General features: G+C 68.9%; 18 protein-coding genes. 9 read left to right on the forward strand and 9 right to left on the reverse strand.

What is annotated here, in order from left to right; translation table 11 throughout:
• The first annotated feature begins 130 nt into the window (after positions 1-130).
• The 7 genes from L324_RS32660 to L324_RS32690 are packed head-to-tail and all read left to right on the forward strand — an operon-like array spanning position 131 to position 6,978.
• On the forward strand, positions 131-1,138 hold the full coding sequence (locus L324_RS32660; RefSeq protein WP_081736545.1) for an ABC transporter substrate-binding protein: 1,008 nt from the start codon (positions 131-133) through the stop codon (positions 1,136-1,138).
• On the forward strand, positions 1,135-2,094 hold the full coding sequence (locus tag L324_RS32665) for an ABC transporter permease (protein WP_037317857.1): 960 nt from the start codon (positions 1,135-1,137) through the stop codon (positions 2,092-2,094). The genes L324_RS32660 and L324_RS32665 overlap by 4 nt, the downstream gene beginning before the upstream one ends.
• Positions 2,091-2,867, forward strand: coding sequence for an ABC transporter ATP-binding protein (locus L324_RS32670; protein WP_037318845.1), 777 nt, complete (start codon positions 2,091-2,093; stop codon positions 2,865-2,867). Before L324_RS32665 ends, L324_RS32670 begins: the two co-directional genes overlap by 4 nt.
• A gap of 14 nt (positions 2,868-2,881) precedes the next feature.
• Positions 2,882-5,584, forward strand: a complete 2,703-nt coding sequence (locus tag L324_RS32675; RefSeq protein WP_037317859.1) for a sensor histidine kinase — start codon at positions 2,882-2,884, stop codon at positions 5,582-5,584.
• Positions 5,581-6,006 (forward strand): roadblock/LC7 domain-containing protein, encoded by a 426-nt coding sequence (locus L324_RS32680; RefSeq protein WP_005156032.1) that lies wholly within the window; start codon positions 5,581-5,583, stop codon positions 6,004-6,006. The genes L324_RS32675 and L324_RS32680 overlap by 4 nt, the downstream gene beginning before the upstream one ends.
• 20 nt (positions 6,007-6,026) lie before the next feature.
• Positions 6,027-6,407, forward strand: coding sequence for a DUF742 domain-containing protein (locus tag L324_RS32685; protein ID WP_037317861.1), 381 nt, complete (start codon positions 6,027-6,029; stop codon positions 6,405-6,407).
• Entirely contained in the window at positions 6,385-6,978 is a 594-nt protein-coding gene (locus L324_RS32690) for a GTP-binding protein (RefSeq protein ID WP_037317863.1), read from the forward strand. The genes L324_RS32685 and L324_RS32690 overlap by 23 nt, the downstream gene beginning before the upstream one ends.
• Before the next feature lie 259 nt (positions 6,979-7,237).
• Here the strand turns inward: L324_RS32690 and L324_RS32695 are convergent, their stop codons facing one another.
• Positions 7,238-7,858, reverse strand: coding sequence for a TetR/AcrR family transcriptional regulator (locus L324_RS32695; RefSeq protein WP_037317866.1), 621 nt, complete (start codon positions 7,856-7,858; stop codon positions 7,238-7,240).
• Between the two features lie 91 nt (positions 7,859-7,949).
• Between L324_RS32695 and L324_RS32700 the strand changes: the two genes are divergently transcribed.
• Positions 7,950-9,041: a lipase family protein gene (locus tag L324_RS32700; protein ID WP_037317869.1), complete on the forward strand. Its 1,092-nt coding sequence runs from the start codon at positions 7,950-7,952 to the stop codon at positions 9,039-9,041.
• Between the two features lie 396 nt (positions 9,042-9,437).
• Here L324_RS32700 and L324_RS32705 read toward each other — a convergent pair whose 3' ends face one another.
• The 6 genes from L324_RS32705 to L324_RS32730 are packed head-to-tail and all read right to left on the reverse strand — an operon-like array spanning position 9,438 to position 13,838.
• Positions 9,438-10,142 (reverse strand): urease accessory protein UreD, encoded by a 705-nt coding sequence (locus L324_RS32705; RefSeq protein WP_037317872.1) that lies wholly within the window; start codon positions 10,140-10,142, stop codon positions 9,438-9,440.
• On the reverse strand, positions 10,139-10,846 hold the full coding sequence (ureG, locus tag L324_RS32710; protein WP_037317874.1) for an urease accessory protein UreG: 708 nt from the start codon (positions 10,844-10,846) through the stop codon (positions 10,139-10,141). Before ureG ends, L324_RS32705 begins: the two co-directional genes overlap by 4 nt.
• A complete protein-coding gene (locus L324_RS32715; protein ID WP_037317877.1) occupies positions 10,836-11,510 on the reverse strand; it encodes an urease accessory protein UreF in 675 nt (224 codons plus the stop codon). The genes ureG and L324_RS32715 overlap by 11 nt, the downstream gene beginning before the upstream one ends.
• The gene (locus L324_RS32720; protein ID WP_037317880.1) at positions 11,510-13,231 is read right to left on the reverse strand and encodes an urease subunit alpha; all 1,722 of its coding nucleotides are present in this window, start codon (positions 13,229-13,231) and stop codon (positions 11,510-11,512) included. The genes L324_RS32715 and L324_RS32720 overlap by 1 nt, the downstream gene beginning before the upstream one ends.
• Positions 13,231-13,524, reverse strand: coding sequence for an urease subunit beta (locus L324_RS32725; RefSeq protein WP_037317883.1), 294 nt, complete (start codon positions 13,522-13,524; stop codon positions 13,231-13,233). Before L324_RS32725 ends, L324_RS32720 begins: the two co-directional genes overlap by 1 nt.
• An 11-nt stretch (positions 13,525-13,535) precedes the next feature.
• Positions 13,536-13,838: an urease subunit gamma gene (locus L324_RS32730; RefSeq protein WP_037317886.1), complete on the reverse strand. Its 303-nt coding sequence runs from the start codon at positions 13,836-13,838 to the stop codon at positions 13,536-13,538.
• Between the two features lie 291 nt (positions 13,839-14,129).
• Here L324_RS32730 and L324_RS32735 point away from each other — a divergent pair, with 291 nt between their 5' ends.
• Positions 14,130-15,284, forward strand: coding sequence for a citrate synthase 2 (locus tag L324_RS32735; protein WP_037317889.1), 1,155 nt, complete (start codon positions 14,130-14,132; stop codon positions 15,282-15,284).
• A 51-nt stretch (positions 15,285-15,335) separates the two neighbouring features.
• On the opposite strand, the gene L324_RS32740 is transcribed toward L324_RS32735, so the two are convergent.
• Together L324_RS32740 and L324_RS32745 are read right to left on the reverse strand one after the other, a co-directional pair.
• Positions 15,336-15,926, reverse strand: a complete 591-nt coding sequence (locus L324_RS32740) for a TetR/AcrR family transcriptional regulator (RefSeq protein WP_037317893.1) — start codon at positions 15,924-15,926, stop codon at positions 15,336-15,338.
• A gap of 23 nt (positions 15,927-15,949) precedes the next feature.
• A complete protein-coding gene (locus L324_RS32745; protein WP_037317895.1) occupies positions 15,950-17,641 on the reverse strand; it encodes an SDR family oxidoreductase in 1,692 nt (563 codons plus the stop codon).
• Positions 17,642-17,956: the final 315 nt, after the last annotated feature.

Consider the following 17,956-nt stretch of genomic DNA (forward strand, 5'->3'; position numbering starts at 1 on the left):
TGTGCGGCTGCTCCATCCGCTATTGCCGGCCGCGCTTCCGAGAGGGAGTTCGACGCCGGTCGATCACTCCTGCGCTCGCGCCGCCGGAACTTTCTACGCCCGTGTTACTCCCCTTCCCCAGGAGTGCGTTGTGATTTCCCGTTCCCGCCGTCTCATGACGGCGTTGTTGTGTGCCCTTTCACTGGCCGGTGTAACGGCCCTTTCGGCTTGTTCGGACACCAGCACGGCCGCTTCCGGCACCAAGCTCACCATCGGTTACAGCGCTTGGCCGGGCTGGTTCCCGTGGGCGGTGGCCCAGGAGAAAGGTCTTTTCGAGAAGAACGGCGTGAACGTCGACCTGAAGTGGTTCGACAGTTACACCGAAAGCATCAACGCACTTTCCTCGGGCGCGATCGACGCGAACAGCCAGACCCTCAACGACACGCTCGCCTCGGTCAGCGGCGGCGCGAAGCTGTCGGTCGTCCTGGTCAACGACAACTCGACCGGCAACGACAAGATCATCGCCCGTGAGGGGATCACCGGCGTCGCCGACCTCAAGGGCAAGAAGGTCGCCGTCGAGCAGGGCACCGTCGACCACTACCTGCTACTGCTCGCGCTGCAGGAGGCGAAGCTGACGGAGAAGGACATCGAGCTGGTCCCGCTGCTGACCGACGCCGCCGCGGCCGCGTTCGTCGGCGGGCAGGTCGACGCCGTCGCCGCGTTCGCCCCGTTCACCTCGAAGGCGCTGGAACGCCCCGGCAGCCGCGCGATCGCGACGTCCGCCGAGTTCCCCGGTGCCATCCCGGACCACCTCGTCGTCTCCGAGCAGCTGTCGAAGGAGCGCAAGAAGGAGGTCCAGGCGCTGGTGACCACCTGGTTCCAGACGATCGACTGGATCAAGCAGAACAAGGACGAAGCCGTCAAGATCATGTCGAAGCGCGGCGCCGTGACGACCGACGAGTACAAGACCTACGACGCCGGCACCACGATCTTCACCAAACAGCAGAACCTCGACGCGTTCACCCCGGGCGTCACCCCCGCGCACCTGAACTTCCAGGCGGGCAAGATCGCCGACTTCATGGTGTCCACCGGGCTCGCCCAGACCCGGCCCAACTTCGACGGGCTGTTCGACGACCAGTACGTCAAGTCGGTGCCGTGAGCACCACGGGCTCGGCGCGCGAGGCCACTCAGCGGACGAACACAGCCGAAGAGGCCGAAGCGCGTCTCCTCGACGACGAGCAGCGGCTCGCCGAGGCACAGGAGGGCCGCCGTCAGGGCGGCGCGCGACCGGCCTGGGCACCGCTGCCCCGGCGGGCCGGTCTCAAACCGAACGCCTCCCCGCTGTTCTCGCTCCGGACGCCGATCCCCGCCCGGTGGCGGTGGGCGCTGGCGGTGGCGTCGTTCGCGATCCCGCTGCTGATCTGGGTGTCGCTGAACGCGCTGGGCACGATCAAGCCGATGTTCCTGCCGACGCCGGTCGCGGTGTTCGACGCGCTGCTGAAGATGATCGAGTCGGGTGAACTGTTCAGCGACCTCTGGGCCACCACCCAGCGCGTGCTGCTCGGCTTCGGGCTCGCGGTGCTCGTCTCGGTGCCGCTCGGCATCGTCATGGGCACCTTCAACGCGGGGCTGGCGCTGTTCGAACCGGTCATCGCGATGCTGCGCTACCTACCGGCGAGCGCGTTCATCCCGCTGCTGATGATCTGGCTCGGCCTCGGTGAGCCGTCGAAGGTCGCGGTCCTGTTCCTCGGCACGGTCTTCTTCAACACGCTGATGACGGCCGACGCCGTCCGCGGGGTGCCGCGTTCGCTGATCGACGTGTCCTACACGCTCGGGGCGCGGCGCGGTGAGGTACTGCGCAAGGTGATCGTCCCGCACGCGCTGCCCGGCATGATCGACGCGACCCGCGTCAACGCCGCGGCCGCGTGGAACTTCGTGGTGGTCGCCGAACTGATCAACGCCACCGCCGGGCTGGGGCTGCGGATCATGCGGGCGCAGCGGTTCACCCAGACCGACCGGATCTTCGCGCTGCTGATCGTGATCGGCCTGCTGGGCCTGATCATCGACATCGCGCTCCGGCAACTGCGGACACGGGTCGGGAAGTGGGCGGCGTGACACTGGAACTCAAGGGTGTCGCCAAGGACTACACCGTCCGCGGCAAGACCACCCGTGCGCTCGACGGGATCGATCTCGACATCGCGCGCGGCGATTTCGTCTGCGTCGTCGGCGCGAGCGGGTCCGGCAAGTCGACCCTGCTCTCGCTGATCGCCGGGCTGACCGAACCGTCCGAGGGCCTGATCACCCTCGACGGCGAGGCGGTGACCGGGCCTGGCCCGGATCGCGGGCTGGTGTTCCAGCACGGGGCGCTGTACCCGTGGCGCACGGTGGAGAGCAATGTCGCGTTCGGACTCGAACTGCTGAGCCTCGACAAGGCCGAGCGCACCCGCCGGGTGGACTGGTATCTCGACGAGACCGGGCTCGCCGGACTGCGGAAATCGTTGCCCAAGCAGCTTTCCGGCGGACAGAAGCAGCGGGTCGCGATCGCGCGGGCGCTGGCGTGCGAGCCCGAGGTGCTGCTGCTCGACGAGCCGTTCGGCGCACTCGACGTACAGACCAAAGAGGACATGCAGGTCCTGATCCGCCGGATCTGGACCGACACCCGGACGACGGTGCTGATGGTGACCCACGACGTCGAAGAGGCCGTGTTCCTCGGACGGCGGGTCGTGGTGCTGGCGTCGGATCCGGGGCGGGTCGCCGCCGACATCGTGGTCGAGCTGCCCGATGAGCGGGACCTCGCGGTCAAACGCGCGCCGGAGTTCCTCGCGCTGCGCGCGTCCATCGAAGATCTGGTCCGGGAGCAGCACCGCGGCCACCTCGGGCGGAGTTGACGGGAAAGGTGACCATGAGGCACGGGAAAACGCGGCCGGAGCGCAAAGCGCGCTCCGGGTTTCTCGGCAGACTCGGCATCCGGGGCAAGCTCAACCTGCTCCTGATGTTGCCGCTGACCGCGGTGGTCCTGGTGTCGGTGCCCTACGTCGCCGGCGAGATCGACGACGCGCGGTCCGCCCGCACCACGGCCGACGTGGCGTCGCAGGCCCGCGCGCTGGGCACGCTGGCCTGGGAACTGCAGCGGGAACGGCTGCTGACCGCGCACTACATCGCGTCGTCGTCGGCGGGCAGTTCGGCGATGGTGCGACAGCAGGGTGTCGTCTCCGACACGGTGAACCAGGTCCGCGCGCAGCTGAGTTCCGACGCGCCGGAAGAGCTTTCGGCCGCGCTGGTCCGGATCGGTTCGCTGGACGAGATCCGCGCGAACGCGCTCCGGCGCGGCGCGTCACTGGACAGCGTGGCGCGCACGTATCACGCGGTGATCGACGCGGTCATCAACTCGCTTCGCCTGGTACCGCAGCAGACCAGTGACGCGGAGGGCACCCGGCAGCTCACCGCGCTCGAAGCGTTGCTGCGCGCGAACGAGGAGAACTCGTTGCGCGGGATGGCGTTGATCATCGTGCTGGTCACCCCGGAGTCCGGGCAACCCGTGCTGGCGGACGCGAAACAGCAGGCTTCGCTGTTCCTCGAACGGTTCGTGCAGCAGGCCGACGTCAACCAGGCCACCGAGGTCGTCGCGGTCGATCAGGGCGACACGGGCCGCCGGGTCGACGCGCTGGAAGCCAAGCTCCCGTTGGCGCGCACCCCGGTGGCCGTGCAGGCGCTGCTGCCGGACATCCTCGGCGCCGTCGAGGCACAGTCGAACCAGCGGCGCGTCGCCCAGGACGAGGTCACCGCCGGTATCGCCGACGCCGCGACCGCGCGAGCCGACGCCGCGCAGAACCTGGCGTGGACGATCGGTATCGGCGCCGGTGTGCTGTTCCTGCTGGTCGGTGGTCTTGCGATCGCGGTCAGCCGGTCGATCGCGGATCCGCTGCGGAAGCTGACCACGGCGGCGACGTCCGTCGCCGACCTCGCGAGCACCGAGCTGGTCCGCGTGACCGACACCGAGCAGGCCGAGGAACTCGCGCCCCGGCTCGCCACCATCGACGTGACCTCTCAGGACGAACTCGGGAAGCTGGCCGAGGCGTTCAACCGGGTCCAGGCCACCGCGGCCGAACTGGTGGAACGGCAGGCCGTCACGCGGCGCAACGTCGGTCTCATGTTCGCGAACGTCGCCAAGCGGACGCAGAACCTGGTGGGCAGGCAGCTGGCGCTGGTCGACGAACTGGAGCGCAACGAGCAGGACGTCGCCCTGCTGGCGAGCCTTTACCGGCTCGACCACCTCTCCACCCGCCTGCGCCGGAACGCGGACAACCTCCTCGTCGTCTCGGGGAACCGTGACGAGGCGCGGATCTCCGGTCCGATCGAGCTGTCGACGGCGCTGCGTTCGGCGCTCGCGGAGATCGAGGAGTACCAGCGGGTCCGGCTCGGCTCGATGGGCGATGTCCTGCTGTCGTCGCCCTTCGGTTCGGATCTCGTGCTGATCTTCGCGGAGCTGCTGGAGAACGCGACGTCGTTCTCCCCGCCGGAGTCCTTTGTGGACGTCGGCACGAAGGTACTCCCCGACGGCTCCTGCCTGATCGTGATCGTGGACCAGGGCATCGGCATGACCGCCGAACGGCTCGCCGAGGAGAACCGGCGGCTGGTCGAACGCGAGCGGCTCGAACTGGCGCCGACCAGTGTGCTCGGCCTGTTCGTGGTCGGCCGCCTCGCGCGGCGGCACGGGCTCAAGGTCGAGCTGACCGAGACCGAACCCGGTGCGGGCATCACGGCGCGGATCACCGTCCCGCCGAATCTGCTGACCTACCGGGCACCCGTGCAGAAGAGCGTTCCGCCGCCGGCGTGGCCGACGTCGGAGCCGATCGACGAACCCGTTCAGGCTCAGCCACCGGCGCGGACGGAGTCGCGGGAGAAGGCGTCCTCGCGTGAGCTGCCGACGCTCGCGATCGCCGGGATGATCCCGCGCGACGGCCAGCGTCCCAAGGACTTCCGGTGGTTCCGCAAGACCGACGGGGAGATCGTGGAGCCGATGCCGGAGCCCGAGCCGATACCGGTGCCGACGCCACCGGCACCCACGCCCGCACCCGTGTACCAGGCGCCCGCGCCGACGCTGACCGCCGCCGATTCCGGGGAGACCCGGGGCGGGCTGCGGCGGCGGGTCAAGGGCGCGCAGCTTCCCGGTGCCCCCGAAGCACCGTCGCGGCAGAAGTCCAGGCATGATCCGGAGGCGGCGAAAGCGGCGTTCGACGGCTTCGAGGCAGGTCTCGCAAAGGCTACCGGGTCGCCGACGAACCCCGCGTCGCCGATGAATACCGTTCCGCCGCAAGCCCCGCCGCCGCCCATGCCGACCCCGACACCGATGCCGACCCCGACACCGGTGCCCGCCGCCTCGCGCGGCGGGCTCACCCGGCGTGTCCCCGGCGCCCAGCTGGCGCCGGGCCTGGCGAAGGGGCCGGCCGCGCGCCACCAGACCGCGCGGGCGGCGCTGAACACCACCAAGCCCAAGGGCATGCGTGACCCCGAGGCCGAGCGTGCCGCGTTCGACGCCTTCAGTGACGGGTTGGAGAAAGCCGTCAACCCGGCGATGGAACAGAGAGAGAAGAGCAAGAGATGACGACCGGAGTCAGCGTCGAAGCCCGGAACTTCAACTGGTTGGTGACGCGCTTCGCGCAGAACACGGCGAGCGCGATGGGCGCGATCGCCGTCTCGGCCGACGGCCTGCTGATCGCGATGTCGTCCGAGCTGGAGCGGGCCAACGCCGACCGGCTGGCCGCGATCTGCTCGGCGATGCTCGGCCTGGCACACGGTGTGTCCGAGAGCCACCCGCTCGGTTCGCCCGACAAGATCATCATCGAGCTGGAGCAGGGCTACCTGCTGGTCTGCACGATCAGCATCGGCTGTTCTCTCGGCGTGCTCGCCACCAAGCAGGCCAGCCTCGGCACGATCGCCTACGAGATGGCGATGTTCGCCAACCGCGCCACCGAGGTGCTCACCCCCGCGCTGATCGAGGAACTCAAGAAGAGCGTCGGCAGCTGAAAGGACGAGGGGACAAGGGAATGAGCGACGATCAGGTACCCCGCCCCCGCGGGGGCGAGCAGGACATTTCGCTGCTGCGCCCGTATCTGCTCACCGCCGGCCGCGCACAACCGGTGGACGGCACGCTCGAAATCGAGGCGCAGGTGCTCACGAGCAGGCTCGGCGCGGCGTCCCAGGCGAGGCTGACCTTCGAGCGGCGCGAGATCGTTTCCCTTTGCCGGGAAACGAAATCCGTCGCCGAGGTGGCGGCGATGCTCGGCCTGCACATCGGCGTGGCCAGGGTGCTCGTCGCCGACCTGGCCGCACTCGGCTACGTCGTCCTGCGCCGGCCGACCGGAGCCCTCACCCAGGACCTCGGCATGATCGAAAGGGTCATTCGTGGACTCGAAGCAATTCGCTGAACCGGTGTCGGCCAAGCCGCCGACGCCGGTCAAGATCGTCATCGCCGGCGGGTTCGGGGTCGGCAAGACGACCACCGTCGGGGCGATCTCGGAGATCAAACCGCTGACCACCGAGGCCGCGATGACCTCGACCGGGGCGGCCGTCGACGACGCGGGCGGAGACGTGCCGTCGAAGACCACGACGACGGTGGCGCTGGACTTCGGCTGCATCACCATCGACGACGAGGTGAAGCTGTACCTCTTCGGGACCCCGGGCCAGGACCGGTTCGGGTTCATGTGGCACGACCTCGTGCTCGGGGCGCTGGGCGCGCTCGTCATCGTCGACACGCGACGGCTCGACGACTGCTATCCGGCCGTCGACTACTTCGAGAAGGCCGGATTGCCGTTCGTGGTCGGGGTGAACGTGTTCGACGGTTCGCTCAAGCACGACCTCGAAGACGTGCGCTGGGCGCTCGCGGTGGGCGACGACGTCCCGCTGATCACCTTCGACGCGCGGCAGCGGCTGTCGGTCCGGGACGCGCTGCTGGCCGTCCTGCACAACACCTTCCGCCGGGCCTCCGCCGCCTCCTGACGAGGGTTCTATTGAAGGGTAAGGCAAACTGGCGTAATCGGCGCCCGCTGCCGGTGTCGCGGTCTGATGTCTCCAATGTGGCATTGGGGGCGCTCAGCGTCTCCAATGCCACATTGGAGACGTGCCCGGCTCCTGGAGTCTTCACCGAGGTGTCGCGAAAGCCACTGGCTTCGGGAGAACGCGCAGTTGGGGGTGTCGGTCACGACAACTTTGTCTTACCCCTGCCACTCACGACCACCAGAGGACGAAACGCGGGGGGTCAGACCGGCCGGGTGATGGCGGCCAGCATCAGGGCCCGCAGTTCGGCGGCGACGTCGGCGACGGGCAACGGCGGCGTATGCGCCTGCCACTCGCGCAGCAGCCCGGTCGCCGCGCCCACGAGCGCGATGGCCGTCAGGTGATAGTCGCGGTCCGGGGCGACGCCGTGCTCGGCGGCGTGCCGGGCCTCGGCTTCGATGAACGCGGCCCACCGGTCGACCCATTCCTGGTGCTGCGCTTCCAAAGCCGCGCTGACACCGACCGCCTCGACGTAGTTCAGCCGCGGCATCCGGGGATCCGAGGTCACCGTGCTGACGAAGACGTCGAGCAGGGTCCCGATCCGGGTGACCGCGTCGGCGTCCTCCAGCCGGTCCAGGACGCCGGTGACATGTTCCAGCGCGAGGGCGTTGATCCGCTCGTGCAGGGTCAGCAGCACCTGCTCCTTGCTCTCGAACTCCTCGTAGAAGTTCCGCGTCGAGACGCCGGCGCGGGTGCACAACTCGGTGATCTTCGCCTGCTGGTAGCCCGTCGAGGTGAACAGGTCCAGCGCCGACGAGAGCAGGCGTTCACGCCGTTCGGCGCGCCGTTGCTCGGGTGCGACGCCGCCGTAGGTGCGGGCCACTCGACCTCCCCCGATTCGGTAATAGGGATTGCCAGATGGTACCAACAGCGCCTACATTGCGAAAATCTTAATTACCAAACTGGAGGCAACGGTGCTTCGGACAGTTCTGGTCGCAGCTCTCACCGCCGCCCTGATCGGCGCCCCGGCCGCGCAAGCCGCGCCGAGCGCGCCGGGGGATCTGGTCGAATACAAGCCGGTCATCGCCACCGCCCCGGCGAAGGCCTGGAAACTCCTCTACCGCTCCACCTCGGCGACAGGGCAGCCGAACACGGTGTCGGGCATCCTGCTCGTCCCCCACACCCCCTGGACGAACGGGCCGCGCCCGCTGGTCACCTACGCCGTCGGCACCCACGGTCTCGGCGACCGCTGCGCGCCGTCGACCCGGCTGACGAACGGGTCAGAGAACGAAGTCCTCCTGATGAGCCAAGCACTTTCGCGTGGCTGGGCGGTCGTCGTGACCGATTACGAAGGCCTCGGCACCCCGGGCACGCACACCTACGCCGTCGGCCAGTCCGAAGGCCGGGCCGTCCTCGACGCGGCCCGCGCCGCCGCGAGGGTGCCCGACGCCGGTCTCTCCAAGACCGGCCCGGTGGGCGTTTTCGGTTACTCACAAGGCGGTCAGGCCGCCGCGTTCGCGGGCGAACTGCAGCCGTCCTACGCTCCCGACGTCAACCTCGTCGGCGTCGCGGAAGGCGGGGTCCCGGCGGATCTGAACGCGGTACTGAAGTTCAACGACGGCGGTCCGGCGTTCGGTCTGGTGCTCGGCGCCGCTGTCGGTTACTCGACGGCGTACCCGGAACTGCCGTTCAACGACGTGCTCAACGCGAAGGGCGAGCAGGCCGTCGCGAAGGTCAAGGAAGCGTGCACCGTCGAACTCGGCGCGGCGGCGCCCTTCGCGCGGCTCAACGACTTCACGACCGTGCCGAACATGTCGTCGGACCCGCGCTGGCAGGCCCGGCTCGGTGAGAACCTGGCGGGCAAGACCAAACCCGGCGCGCCGGTCTACCTGTACCACGCGTCGCTGGACGAACTGATCCCGCTGTCGGTCGGCAAGGGCTTGCGCGACCGCTATCGCGCCCTCGGCGCCGACGTCACCTGGCAGGAGTTCCCGCTGCTGGAACACATCGGCGGGGTCTCGGCGGGTGGTCCGGTCGCGATGTCCTGGCTGGGCACCAAGTTCTGACCCGGCTGCCTCTGCGGCGCCCCCGCGTCGCGAAAGCCACTTTCGGGACGGTCGTCGAGGGACGACGATGAAGGAATTGGGACGTTGAGTGTCCCGATTCCTTCATCGTCACGGTGGTCGCTATGGTCGCGGATGTTGATCGCGCCGGTCACGACCAACATCCCTCATCAACCGGGGCCAGCCGTGGAGGATTCGGGACGTTCAACGTCCCGAATCCTCCACGCTCGGCCTCCGACCACACCAGGGAGTCAGGGCTGCCGATGTCCCCAATGCCACTTTGGAGACGCTGAGCGTCTCCAAAGTGGCATTGGGGACATCAGACCGTTCACATAAGTCCCACCAGTCACTCCAGAGGGGAGCAAGGGACCTTTAGTAACGGCAGGCATACTAGTGGCGCTAGCAAGCGGCGAGCGGCTTGAGCGCGGTCACGGCGTCCGGGGCCAGTGAGGTCGTGAGGGTGCCACCGGCGGCGAGTGGGGTACGGGACCACCAGTCGCCGGAAGCCGCGGGCAGCTCCGGACCACCGACGACCAGGTCGGTGGCCAGCACCCGCCGCCCGGCCAGATGCGCGAGACTGGAGTCCAAAGTGGAGTCGCCGATCACCAGTGTCTGCCGCAGCACCGGGACTTCGCCCCGCGTCACGTGCTGCGTCGTCACCAGCGAACCCGGCCGCTCCCCCGACCGCCCGAGCACGAGCACTTCCCGCGTATGCAAGAAGGCCCCGGCGGCCAGGGACGCCCGCAACACCGCCTCATGCCGGGCGCGGGCGGTCACGACGGTCGGCTCCGGCAGATATTCCAGCGAACCGCCTTCGTCCACCTCGACGTCCACAAGGGACGAACTCCCCTCGCCGTGCAGGCCGGGGAGCGCGATCGTCGCGGCCACCCCGGAGATCCGCAGCGAGGCGCCCGGTCCGATCCGGACGGTCAGCTTCAGCTCGTCGCCACCCAAGGGCGTGGTCGCCGAGTTGACCAGATGCACGATCGCCGTCGCACCGGTGCCCCGCTTGGGAAGAAGCGTGAGCGGCGCCATCGAACGCAGCTCACGCAGAACGGTCCGGCCGCCCTCACAACGGGCGACCAGCCGGGCGTGCGCCTTCACCCCGCGCGGACCGGGAGCAGCGAGCGGACCCAGTCCGCGACCGCCGGGGCGTTCGGCGTGTCCACAAGGGACTGGGTGATCACCGGCAGTTCACCCCGCATCCGGTGCGCGTCCGAAGTCATCACGTCCATGTCCGCGCCGACCAGATGCGCGATGTCGATCTTGTTGATCACCAGCAGGTCCGCCGTCGTCACGCCGGGACCGCCCTTGCGCGGCACCTTGTCGCCACCCGCGACGTCGACCACGAAGACCTGGCTGTCGGCGAGCCCCCGGCTGAACACCGCGGTGAGGTTGTCTCCTCCGCTTTCGATGATCACCAGGTCCAGTCCGGGGAACCGCTCCTCCAGCCGTTCGACGGCGTCGAGGTTCGCGGTGATGTCGTCGCGGATCGCGGTGTGCGGGCACGCTCCGGTCTGCACGGCTTCGATCCGCTCCGGATCGAGCACACCCGCCTTGCGCAGGAAGTCCGCGTCCTCCGTGGTGTAGATGTCGTTGGTGACGACGGCGAGGTTCACCTCGTCGCCGAGCGCCCGGCACAGCGCCGCGGTGAGCGCGGTCTTCCCGCTGCCCACCGGGCCGCCGATGCCGATCCGGTAGGCCCGGCCCGCGGTCGGCGCCTGCTCGTAGTGGTCGGGTTCCGCCGCGGTCGGGTCGAAGTTGACCGGGTGGACGTGCCCGTGGCCATGACCGTGCTCAACTGGCAAAGAGACGCACCTCTTCCTGGTGATGCCGGGCGTGTGCCTCGGCGAACAGATCGAGCGCCGGGGATCCGGGCGCCGGGAGATCGGCCGGGTCGTCCCCCGCGACCTCGGCGGCGAGCAAGGAGACTTCGCGGACTTCGGCGGAAAGCCCCGCCACCACGGCGTTGACGGCGAACGGGTCGAGCCCGAGCAGCCGCACGGCCGCACTCGCGGGACCGCTGATCGCGAGGTAGGCCACCGCCATCGCGGCGTCGAAGGGCACCTTGATCAGCGCGCCGACGATCACCGGATGATGCGGCCGTGGCGTTTCCTTCAGCAGCCGGGAAAGCACCGGCGACGGCCAAGCGGCCTTGCCCGCCCGCGCCGTGCCCCGTCCTTGGGCCCGGGACGCCTCCCGCTGCGCGAGCGAAGGCGTCCGGGCGTCGAGTTCGAGGTCGAGCCGCCGCCAATGTCCACTCTGGACATCGCGTGCCGCCGCGTGCGCCGACGCCGCGGCGAACACGGCGGCCAGCGAACCCGCGGTCCGCAGGCGCCCGGACAGGAACCCCGGCAGATCACGCTCGTGCGTGATCAGCTTCCGGGTGACGGCTTCTTCGAGCCCGCCGGAGTGGACGTGTCCGCCGCCGGGGAACCGGGAGTCGGCGAGGATGAGTGCGGCGAGGTCCATCAGAAGAGGAAGTACCGTTGCGCCATGGGCAGTTCCGTCACCGGCCGCGGCTCGATCAGCTCGCCGTCGACGTGGACGGCGAAACTGTCCGGCTCCACCCGGATGTCGGGTGTCGCGTCGTTGAGCACCATGTCGGCCTTGCCACGGGAGCGGGTGTTCGAGATCGGCACCAGCTTCCGCGCGATACCGAACCGCTCCGCGACACCGCTTTCCAGAGCTTCCGGTGCCACGAAATGGAAACTGCTCGCGACGGCGACCGAAGGGGCCGCGCCGAACATCGGCCGCGCGAGGACAGGCTGCGGCGTCGGGATGGAGGCGTTCGCGTCGCCCATCGCCGCCCAGGCCGCGAACCCGCCCTTGAGCACGACGTGCGGCCGGACCCCGAAGAACTTCGGTTCCCACAGCACGAGATCCGCGAGCTTCCCGACCTCCACCGAGCCGATCTCGCGATCCATCCCGTGCGCGATCGCGGGGTTGATCGTGTATTTGGCGACATAGCGACGAGCACGCAGGTTGTCGGCCGCGCCGTCACCGGGCAGCGCCCCGCGCCGTCGTTTCATCACGTGCGCGGTCTGCCAGGTGCGGATGATCACCTCGCCGATCCGGCCCATCGCCTGCGAATCCGAACTCATCATGGAGATCGCGCCCATGTCGTGCAGGACGTCCTCGGCCGCGATGGTCGTCGGCCGGATCCGGCTTTCGGCGAACGCCAGGTCTTCGGGCACGGACGGGTTCAGGTGGTGACAGACCACGAGCATGTCGAGGTGCTCGTCGAGGGTGTTCGCGGTGTGCGGACGCGTCGGGTTCGTCGACGACGGAAGGATGTTCGCCAGCCCGGCGACCTGGATGATGTCCGGCGCGTGCCCGCCTCCGGCGCCTTCGGTGTGGTACGCGTTGATCGACCGGCCGCGAATGGCGTCCACAGTGGACTCCAGGAAGCCCGCCTCGTTCAGCGTGTCGGTGTGGATCGCCACCTGGACACCGGATTCGTCGGCGACGGTGAGGCAGGCGTCGATCGCGGCCGGGGTGGTCCCCCAGTCCTCGTGCAGTTTGAACCCGCCGGCGCCCGCCGCGAGCTGTTCGCGCAGCGCCTCGTGCCGGACGGTGTTCCCCTTGCCCAGCAACAGGACGTTGACCGGCTGGCCGTCCATCGCCTGCAGCATCCGGCCGAGATTCCACGCACCGGGGGTCACGGTGGTGGCCTTGCTGCCCTCGACCGGGCCGGTCCCGCCGCCGACGAGCGTGGTCAGCCCGGAGGCGAGCGCGGTGTCGGTCAGCTGCGGGCAGATGAAGTGGACGTGGCAGTCGATCCCGCCCGCGGTGAGGATCTTCCCGTTGCCGGACAGCACCTCCGTCGACGGGCCGATGACCAGCGCCGGGTCGACACCGTCCATCGTGTCCGGGTTGCCCGCCTTGCCGATGCCGACGATCCGGCCGTCACGGACGCCGACGTCGGCCTTCACGATGCCCCAGTGATCGAGGATCACCGCGCCGGTGATGATCAGGTCCGGCGCGCCTTCCGCCCGGGTCGCCATGCCCTGGCCCATCGATTCGCGGATGACCTTGCCGCCACCGAACAGCACCTCGTCACCGCTGCCGGACGGCCCCATGCTGCGATCCTCGGTGACCTCGATGAGCAGATCAGTGTCCGCCAGCCGGATTCGGTCGCCGGTCGTGGGGCCGAAGAGCTCGGCATAGCGCTCGCGGTCGATCGACGGCATCAGGACTCCTTGCGCAATCCGGGCACCACGCGGTTCCCGGCCAGCGGGACGAGGTCGACTTCGCGTTCGACGCCCGGCTCGAACCGCACGGACGTCCCCGCCGGGACGTCGAGACGATGCCCGCGCGCGGCTTCACGGTCGAATTCGAGGCCCGGATTGACCGCCGCGAAATGGTAGTGCGAGCCGACCTGCACGGGCCGGTCGCCGAGGTTCCGGACGAACAGCCGGAGCCGCGGCCTGCCGGGATTCAGCTCGACCGGTCCATCACCGGTGATGATCTCTCCTGGACGCACTCGTCCCCCTCCTAGACGATCGGATCGTGCACGGTGACGAGCTTCGTGCCGTCCGGGAAAGTGGCCTCGACCTGGACCGAATCGACCATCTCCGGTACGCCGCCGAGCACCTGGGCCCGGCTGAGCACGGAACGCCCGCTGGCGACGAGTTCACTGACCGTCCGGCCGTCGCGGGCGCCTTCGAGAACGTGGTCGGTGATCAGCGCCACCGCCTCGGGGTAGTTCAGGAGCACCCCGCGCTCCAGCCGTTTGCGAGCTACGTCCGCCGCGACGTGGATGAGCAGTTTGTCCCGCTCCTGGGGGCTCAAGTGCATGACAAAGGTCTATCACCGGAAACCGCGTGGCGCCGGTTCTCGAAACACAGGATTTACCTGCGCGGCGGTACACGCAAAGTGAACGAAGCCGTAACTCTTCGCGTACGAAGGTGGTTTTCACTGAATCGTTCTCGTAATCGTGACCGAAACCACCACATCTTTCGATTGCCCCGGGCGCGTGCGTGGAGCAAGGTTTGTCCATCCGTGCGATGAGGCGCGCCTTCGCTGCGTGTATCCCGTCCACGCGTGAAACACAAAGCCGGGGAATGCGCATCGAAAGGTTTCACCACAGTGAGTACCTCCACGATCAGCACCAATCAGCCGTCCGACCAGGTCGACGACGGTTTCCGACCGGGTCTCGAAGGCGTGGTCGCCTTCAAGACCGAAATCGCCGAGCCCGACCGTGACGGTGGCGCCCTGCGCTATCGCGGTGTCGACATCGAGGACCTCGCCGGCAAGGTGACCTTCGGTGACGTGTGGGGCCTTCTCGTCGACGGTCAGTTCGGCCACGGGCTACCGCCCGCCGAACCCTTCCCGCTGCCGGTGCACACCGGTGACGTCCGGGTCGACGTCCAGGCCGCGCTCGCCATGCTCGCCCCCATCTGGGGTTACCGGCCGCTGCTCGACATCAGCGACGAAGAGGCCCGCGACCAGCTGGCCCGCGCGTCCGTGATGGCGCTTTCCTACGTCGCCCAGTCCGCCCGCGGCATCGGGCAGCCCGCCGTCCCGCAGACCAGGGTCGACGAGGCGAAGTCGATCACCGAGCGGTTCATGGTCCGCTGGCGCGGCGAGCCCGACCCGGCCCACGTCAAGGCCATCGACGCCTACTGGGTCTCGGCCGCCGAGCATGGCCTCAACGCTTCGACCTTCACCGCCCGCGTCATCGCCTCGACCGGCGCCGACGTCGCCGCGGCGCTGTCCGGCGCGATCGGCGCCATGTCGGGCCCGCTGCACGGCGGCGCGCCGGCGCGGGTGCTGCCGATGATCGAAGAGGTCGAGAAGACCGGTGACGCCGTCGGCCTGGTCAAGGGCATCCTGGACCGCAAGGAACGCATGATGGGCTTCGGGCACCGCGTGTACCGCGCGGAGGACCCGCGGGCGCGCGTGCTGCGCCGCACCTGTCAGGAGCTCGGCGCGTCCCGCTACGAGGCGGCCGCGGAGCTGGAGCAGGTCGCGCTGAAGGAACTGCGCGAACGGCGCCCGGATCACCCGATCGAGACCAACGTCGAGTTCTGGGCGGCAGTGATCCTGGACTTCGCCCAGGTGCCGCCGCATATGATGCCCGCGATGTTCAGCTCGGCCCGCACCGCCGGCTGGGCCGCGCACATCCTGGAGCAGAAGAAGACCGGTCGCCTCGTGCGCCCCTCGGCCAAGTACGTCGGGCCGGAGCCGCGTCAGCCGGAAGAGGTCGAAGGCTGGGAACTGGTCACGAAGCACTCCCAGTAGCGCGCGCTATGAAAGGTCCTTTCCTTGCGAAATTTGCAAGGAAAGGACCTTTCATAGCATCTGCGGGACCGAGGACTCGTGGTTCGCGGTCGTCGCGAGCATGGCCGTGAGCTGATCGACCAGCCAGCGATCGAGCACCTCCCGGGGCACGGCGCGTTCCTGCAGCCAGCTCAGCAGTGCGCCCTCGACCACGGCGGTCCAGCACCGCAAGGTCAGCAGCAGCATGGGCGAGGGATCCGACACTTCCAGCGCGTCGAGGATCAGCTCGACGGCACGGTTGCGGACCTCGTCGATCGCCGCGTCGGTCTCCGACGTCGCGATCACCGAACCGCTTCGCAGCAAGGCGACGTAGCCGGCGCGGTAGTGGTCGGCGACGTCGATCAGGCCGCGGACCGCGGCGCGCAGCCTCGTCTCGGGCGGCCCTTCCTCAAGGCCCGCGAGGCCGTCGATGAGGCCTTCGGTGACCGTCTTCAGCGCCTCGACCTGCAGTTCCCGCAGGCTTGAGAAGTACCGGTAGAACAGCGGCCGCGAGACCTCGGCGCGGGCGATGATGTCGTCGACCGTGACGAGTTCGGGCGCGCGCGAGCCGAACAGGTCCAGTGCGGCGCGGATCAGGTCCTCGCGGCGCGCCTGGGGCGACATCCGGCGAGGGCGTCTGGCGGAGGTCACGGGGTGAGGTCCAGTTTCGCCGAGGCCCGCAGCAGTCCGGGGGTGAGCCGGGAAAGGACGAGCGCGGCCTTGGCCTCCGGGGTCGACGGCTGGATCGCCTTGTCCTTTTCGACCGCGCGCAGGATGTCGCGCGCGACCTTCTCCGGTCCGAAACCGCGTTTCGCGTACAGCTTGCTGCTCGACTTCTGGCGCCGCTTCTGCTCGATGTCGTCGACACCCACGAACCGCGTGGTGCTGGTGATGTTGGTGTTCACGATGCCGGGGCAGATCGCGGTGACGCCGATGTTCTCGGCGTCGAGTTCCGCGCGCAGGCACACGCTCAGCGTCAGCACGGCGGATTTCGTGGTGGCGTAGGCCGAAAGGATCTTCGACGGCAGATACGCCGCAGCCGACGCGACGTTGACGATCTGGCCGCCTTCGGCGCGATCCCGCATCTGCTCGGCGAAGACGCGGCAGCCGTGGATGACGCCCCAGAGGTTCACGTCGATGAGGCGTTCCCAGTCCTCGATCGTCGTGTCGAGGAACGGGCCGGAAAGGCCGATTCCCGCGTTGTTCACGACGATGTCCGGGACACCGAATTCTTCTTTGACCCGCTGCGCGAACTTCTCGACCGCTTCGGCGTCGGAGGAGTCCACTGTGTACTCGCCGACGGTGACACCCTTGTCCCGCAGGAGCTTGGCGGTGTCCGCGGCGGCCGAGCCGTTGATGTCGGTGATGACGACATCGGCGCCCTTGTCCGCGAACGCGAGTGCCGTCGCGCGGCCGATGCCGCTGCCCGCGCCGGTGACCACGACGAGCTTGTGCGCGAACCCGGCCGAGCGGGCCCGCTTGAGCGCGCGGCTCTCCTCGCCGCCTTCGACGTGGTCGATCAGCTCGCCCACGGCCGAAGCGATCACTTCCGGCTTCTCCCGGGGCACCCAGTGCGTGCCGACGATCCGGCGGATCCGGAGGTCCGGGGCCCACCGCCCGACCTCGGTCTGCAGCGGCGTGGTGACGAATTTGTCGCCGGTGGGCGCGAGCACCTGGACCGGGATCTCGGCCTTACGCGGCCGCGGCCGTGAGAGCCGGGTGAACATGTTGGCGCGGTAGAGGTTGAGTCCGTACAGGCCGTCCGAAGTGGACGGAGCGGCGGCCGCCGGGTCCATCCGGCCGATCAGCGTGCCCATCACGCCGGTGCGCCACAGCAGCTGCGGGATCAGGGGGATCTGGAAGCCGAGGATGTACGTCGAGTGCAGCCCCTGCGCCAGTGCGTTCTTGAGCCGCTTCGGGCTCGGGCGCATCTGCGCGCGGAACCACGCGCCCGCGTGATCGAGGCTCGGCCCGGAGATCGAGGTGAACGACGCGAGCCGTCCGCGCAACCGGTCGCCGGTGACGGCGTGCCAGGTCTGGATGGAGCCCCAGTCGTGCGCGAGCAGGTGGACCTTGCCTTCGGGGCGGACCTCGTCGATGACCGAAGCCAGGTCTTCGGACAGCTGGTCCAGCCTGTAGGACGCGCGTCCCGAAGGCTTGTCCGAACGGCCTGCCCCGCGGACGTCGTAGACGACGACCCGGTAGCGGCGTTCGAGCAGGGCGGCGATGCCGTCCCACATGGACCCGTTGTCCGGGTAGCCGTGGACGAGCACCACCGTGGGCGCGTCGTCGACACCGGTCACCCGGACCGAGAGGCGGACACCGTCGCTGGCCGTCACCCACGTATGAGACATAGTGTCATGTTAGACAACATGTCAATAAGGCCGCCTTTCCAGCGCCTCCCGCGCGAGGACGCAGGGCACGGCAGACACCACCCAGTTCCGGAGCGGGTTCGCGCGCCTGTTCGTATCGACCTTCACCAATTCGGCCGCTTGCGAGCTCACCTGGACCATGCAGGCGGCCGGTTTTCCCTTCTGTGACGGCGTTTTCGCTGGTTCCACGGGAAACTTCGCCACTCCGACACGCCGGTCGGCGCCACCGCATTTAGTCCTCTGGATGCGGTACTTGCCCGCGCAACGATCGCATCCAGAGGA

Origin of the sequence: Amycolatopsis orientalis DSM 40040 = KCTC 9412 (genome assembly GCF_000478275.1) — a bacterium.
GTDB lineage: Bacteria > Actinomycetota > Actinomycetes > Mycobacteriales > Pseudonocardiaceae > Amycolatopsis > Amycolatopsis orientalis.

Excerpts from the sequence above, each read along its gene's own strand:
- L324_RS32675 (WP_037317859.1), top strand. The coding sequence starts at position 2,882 with ATGAGGCACGGGAAAACGCGGCCGGAGCGCAAAGCGCGCTCCGGGTTT.
- L324_RS32680 (WP_005156032.1), top strand. The coding sequence starts at position 5,581 with ATGACGACCGGAGTCAGCGTCGAAGCCCGGAACTTCAACTGGTTGGTG.
- L324_RS32685 (WP_037317861.1), top strand. The coding sequence starts at position 6,027 with ATGAGCGACGATCAGGTACCCCGCCCCCGCGGGGGCGAGCAGGACATT.
- L324_RS32715 (WP_037317877.1), bottom strand. The coding sequence starts at position 11,510 with ATGGACCTCGCCGCACTCATCCTCGCCGACTCCCGGTTCCCCGGCGGC.
- L324_RS32720 (WP_037317880.1), bottom strand. The coding sequence starts at position 13,231 with ATGCCGTCGATCGACCGCGAGCGCTATGCCGAGCTCTTCGGCCCCACG.
- L324_RS32730 (WP_037317886.1), bottom strand. The coding sequence starts at position 13,838 with ATGCACTTGAGCCCCCAGGAGCGGGACAAACTGCTCATCCACGTCGCG.
- L324_RS32740 (WP_037317893.1), bottom strand. The coding sequence starts at position 15,926 with ATGTCGCCCCAGGCGCGCCGCGAGGACCTGATCCGCGCCGCACTGGAC.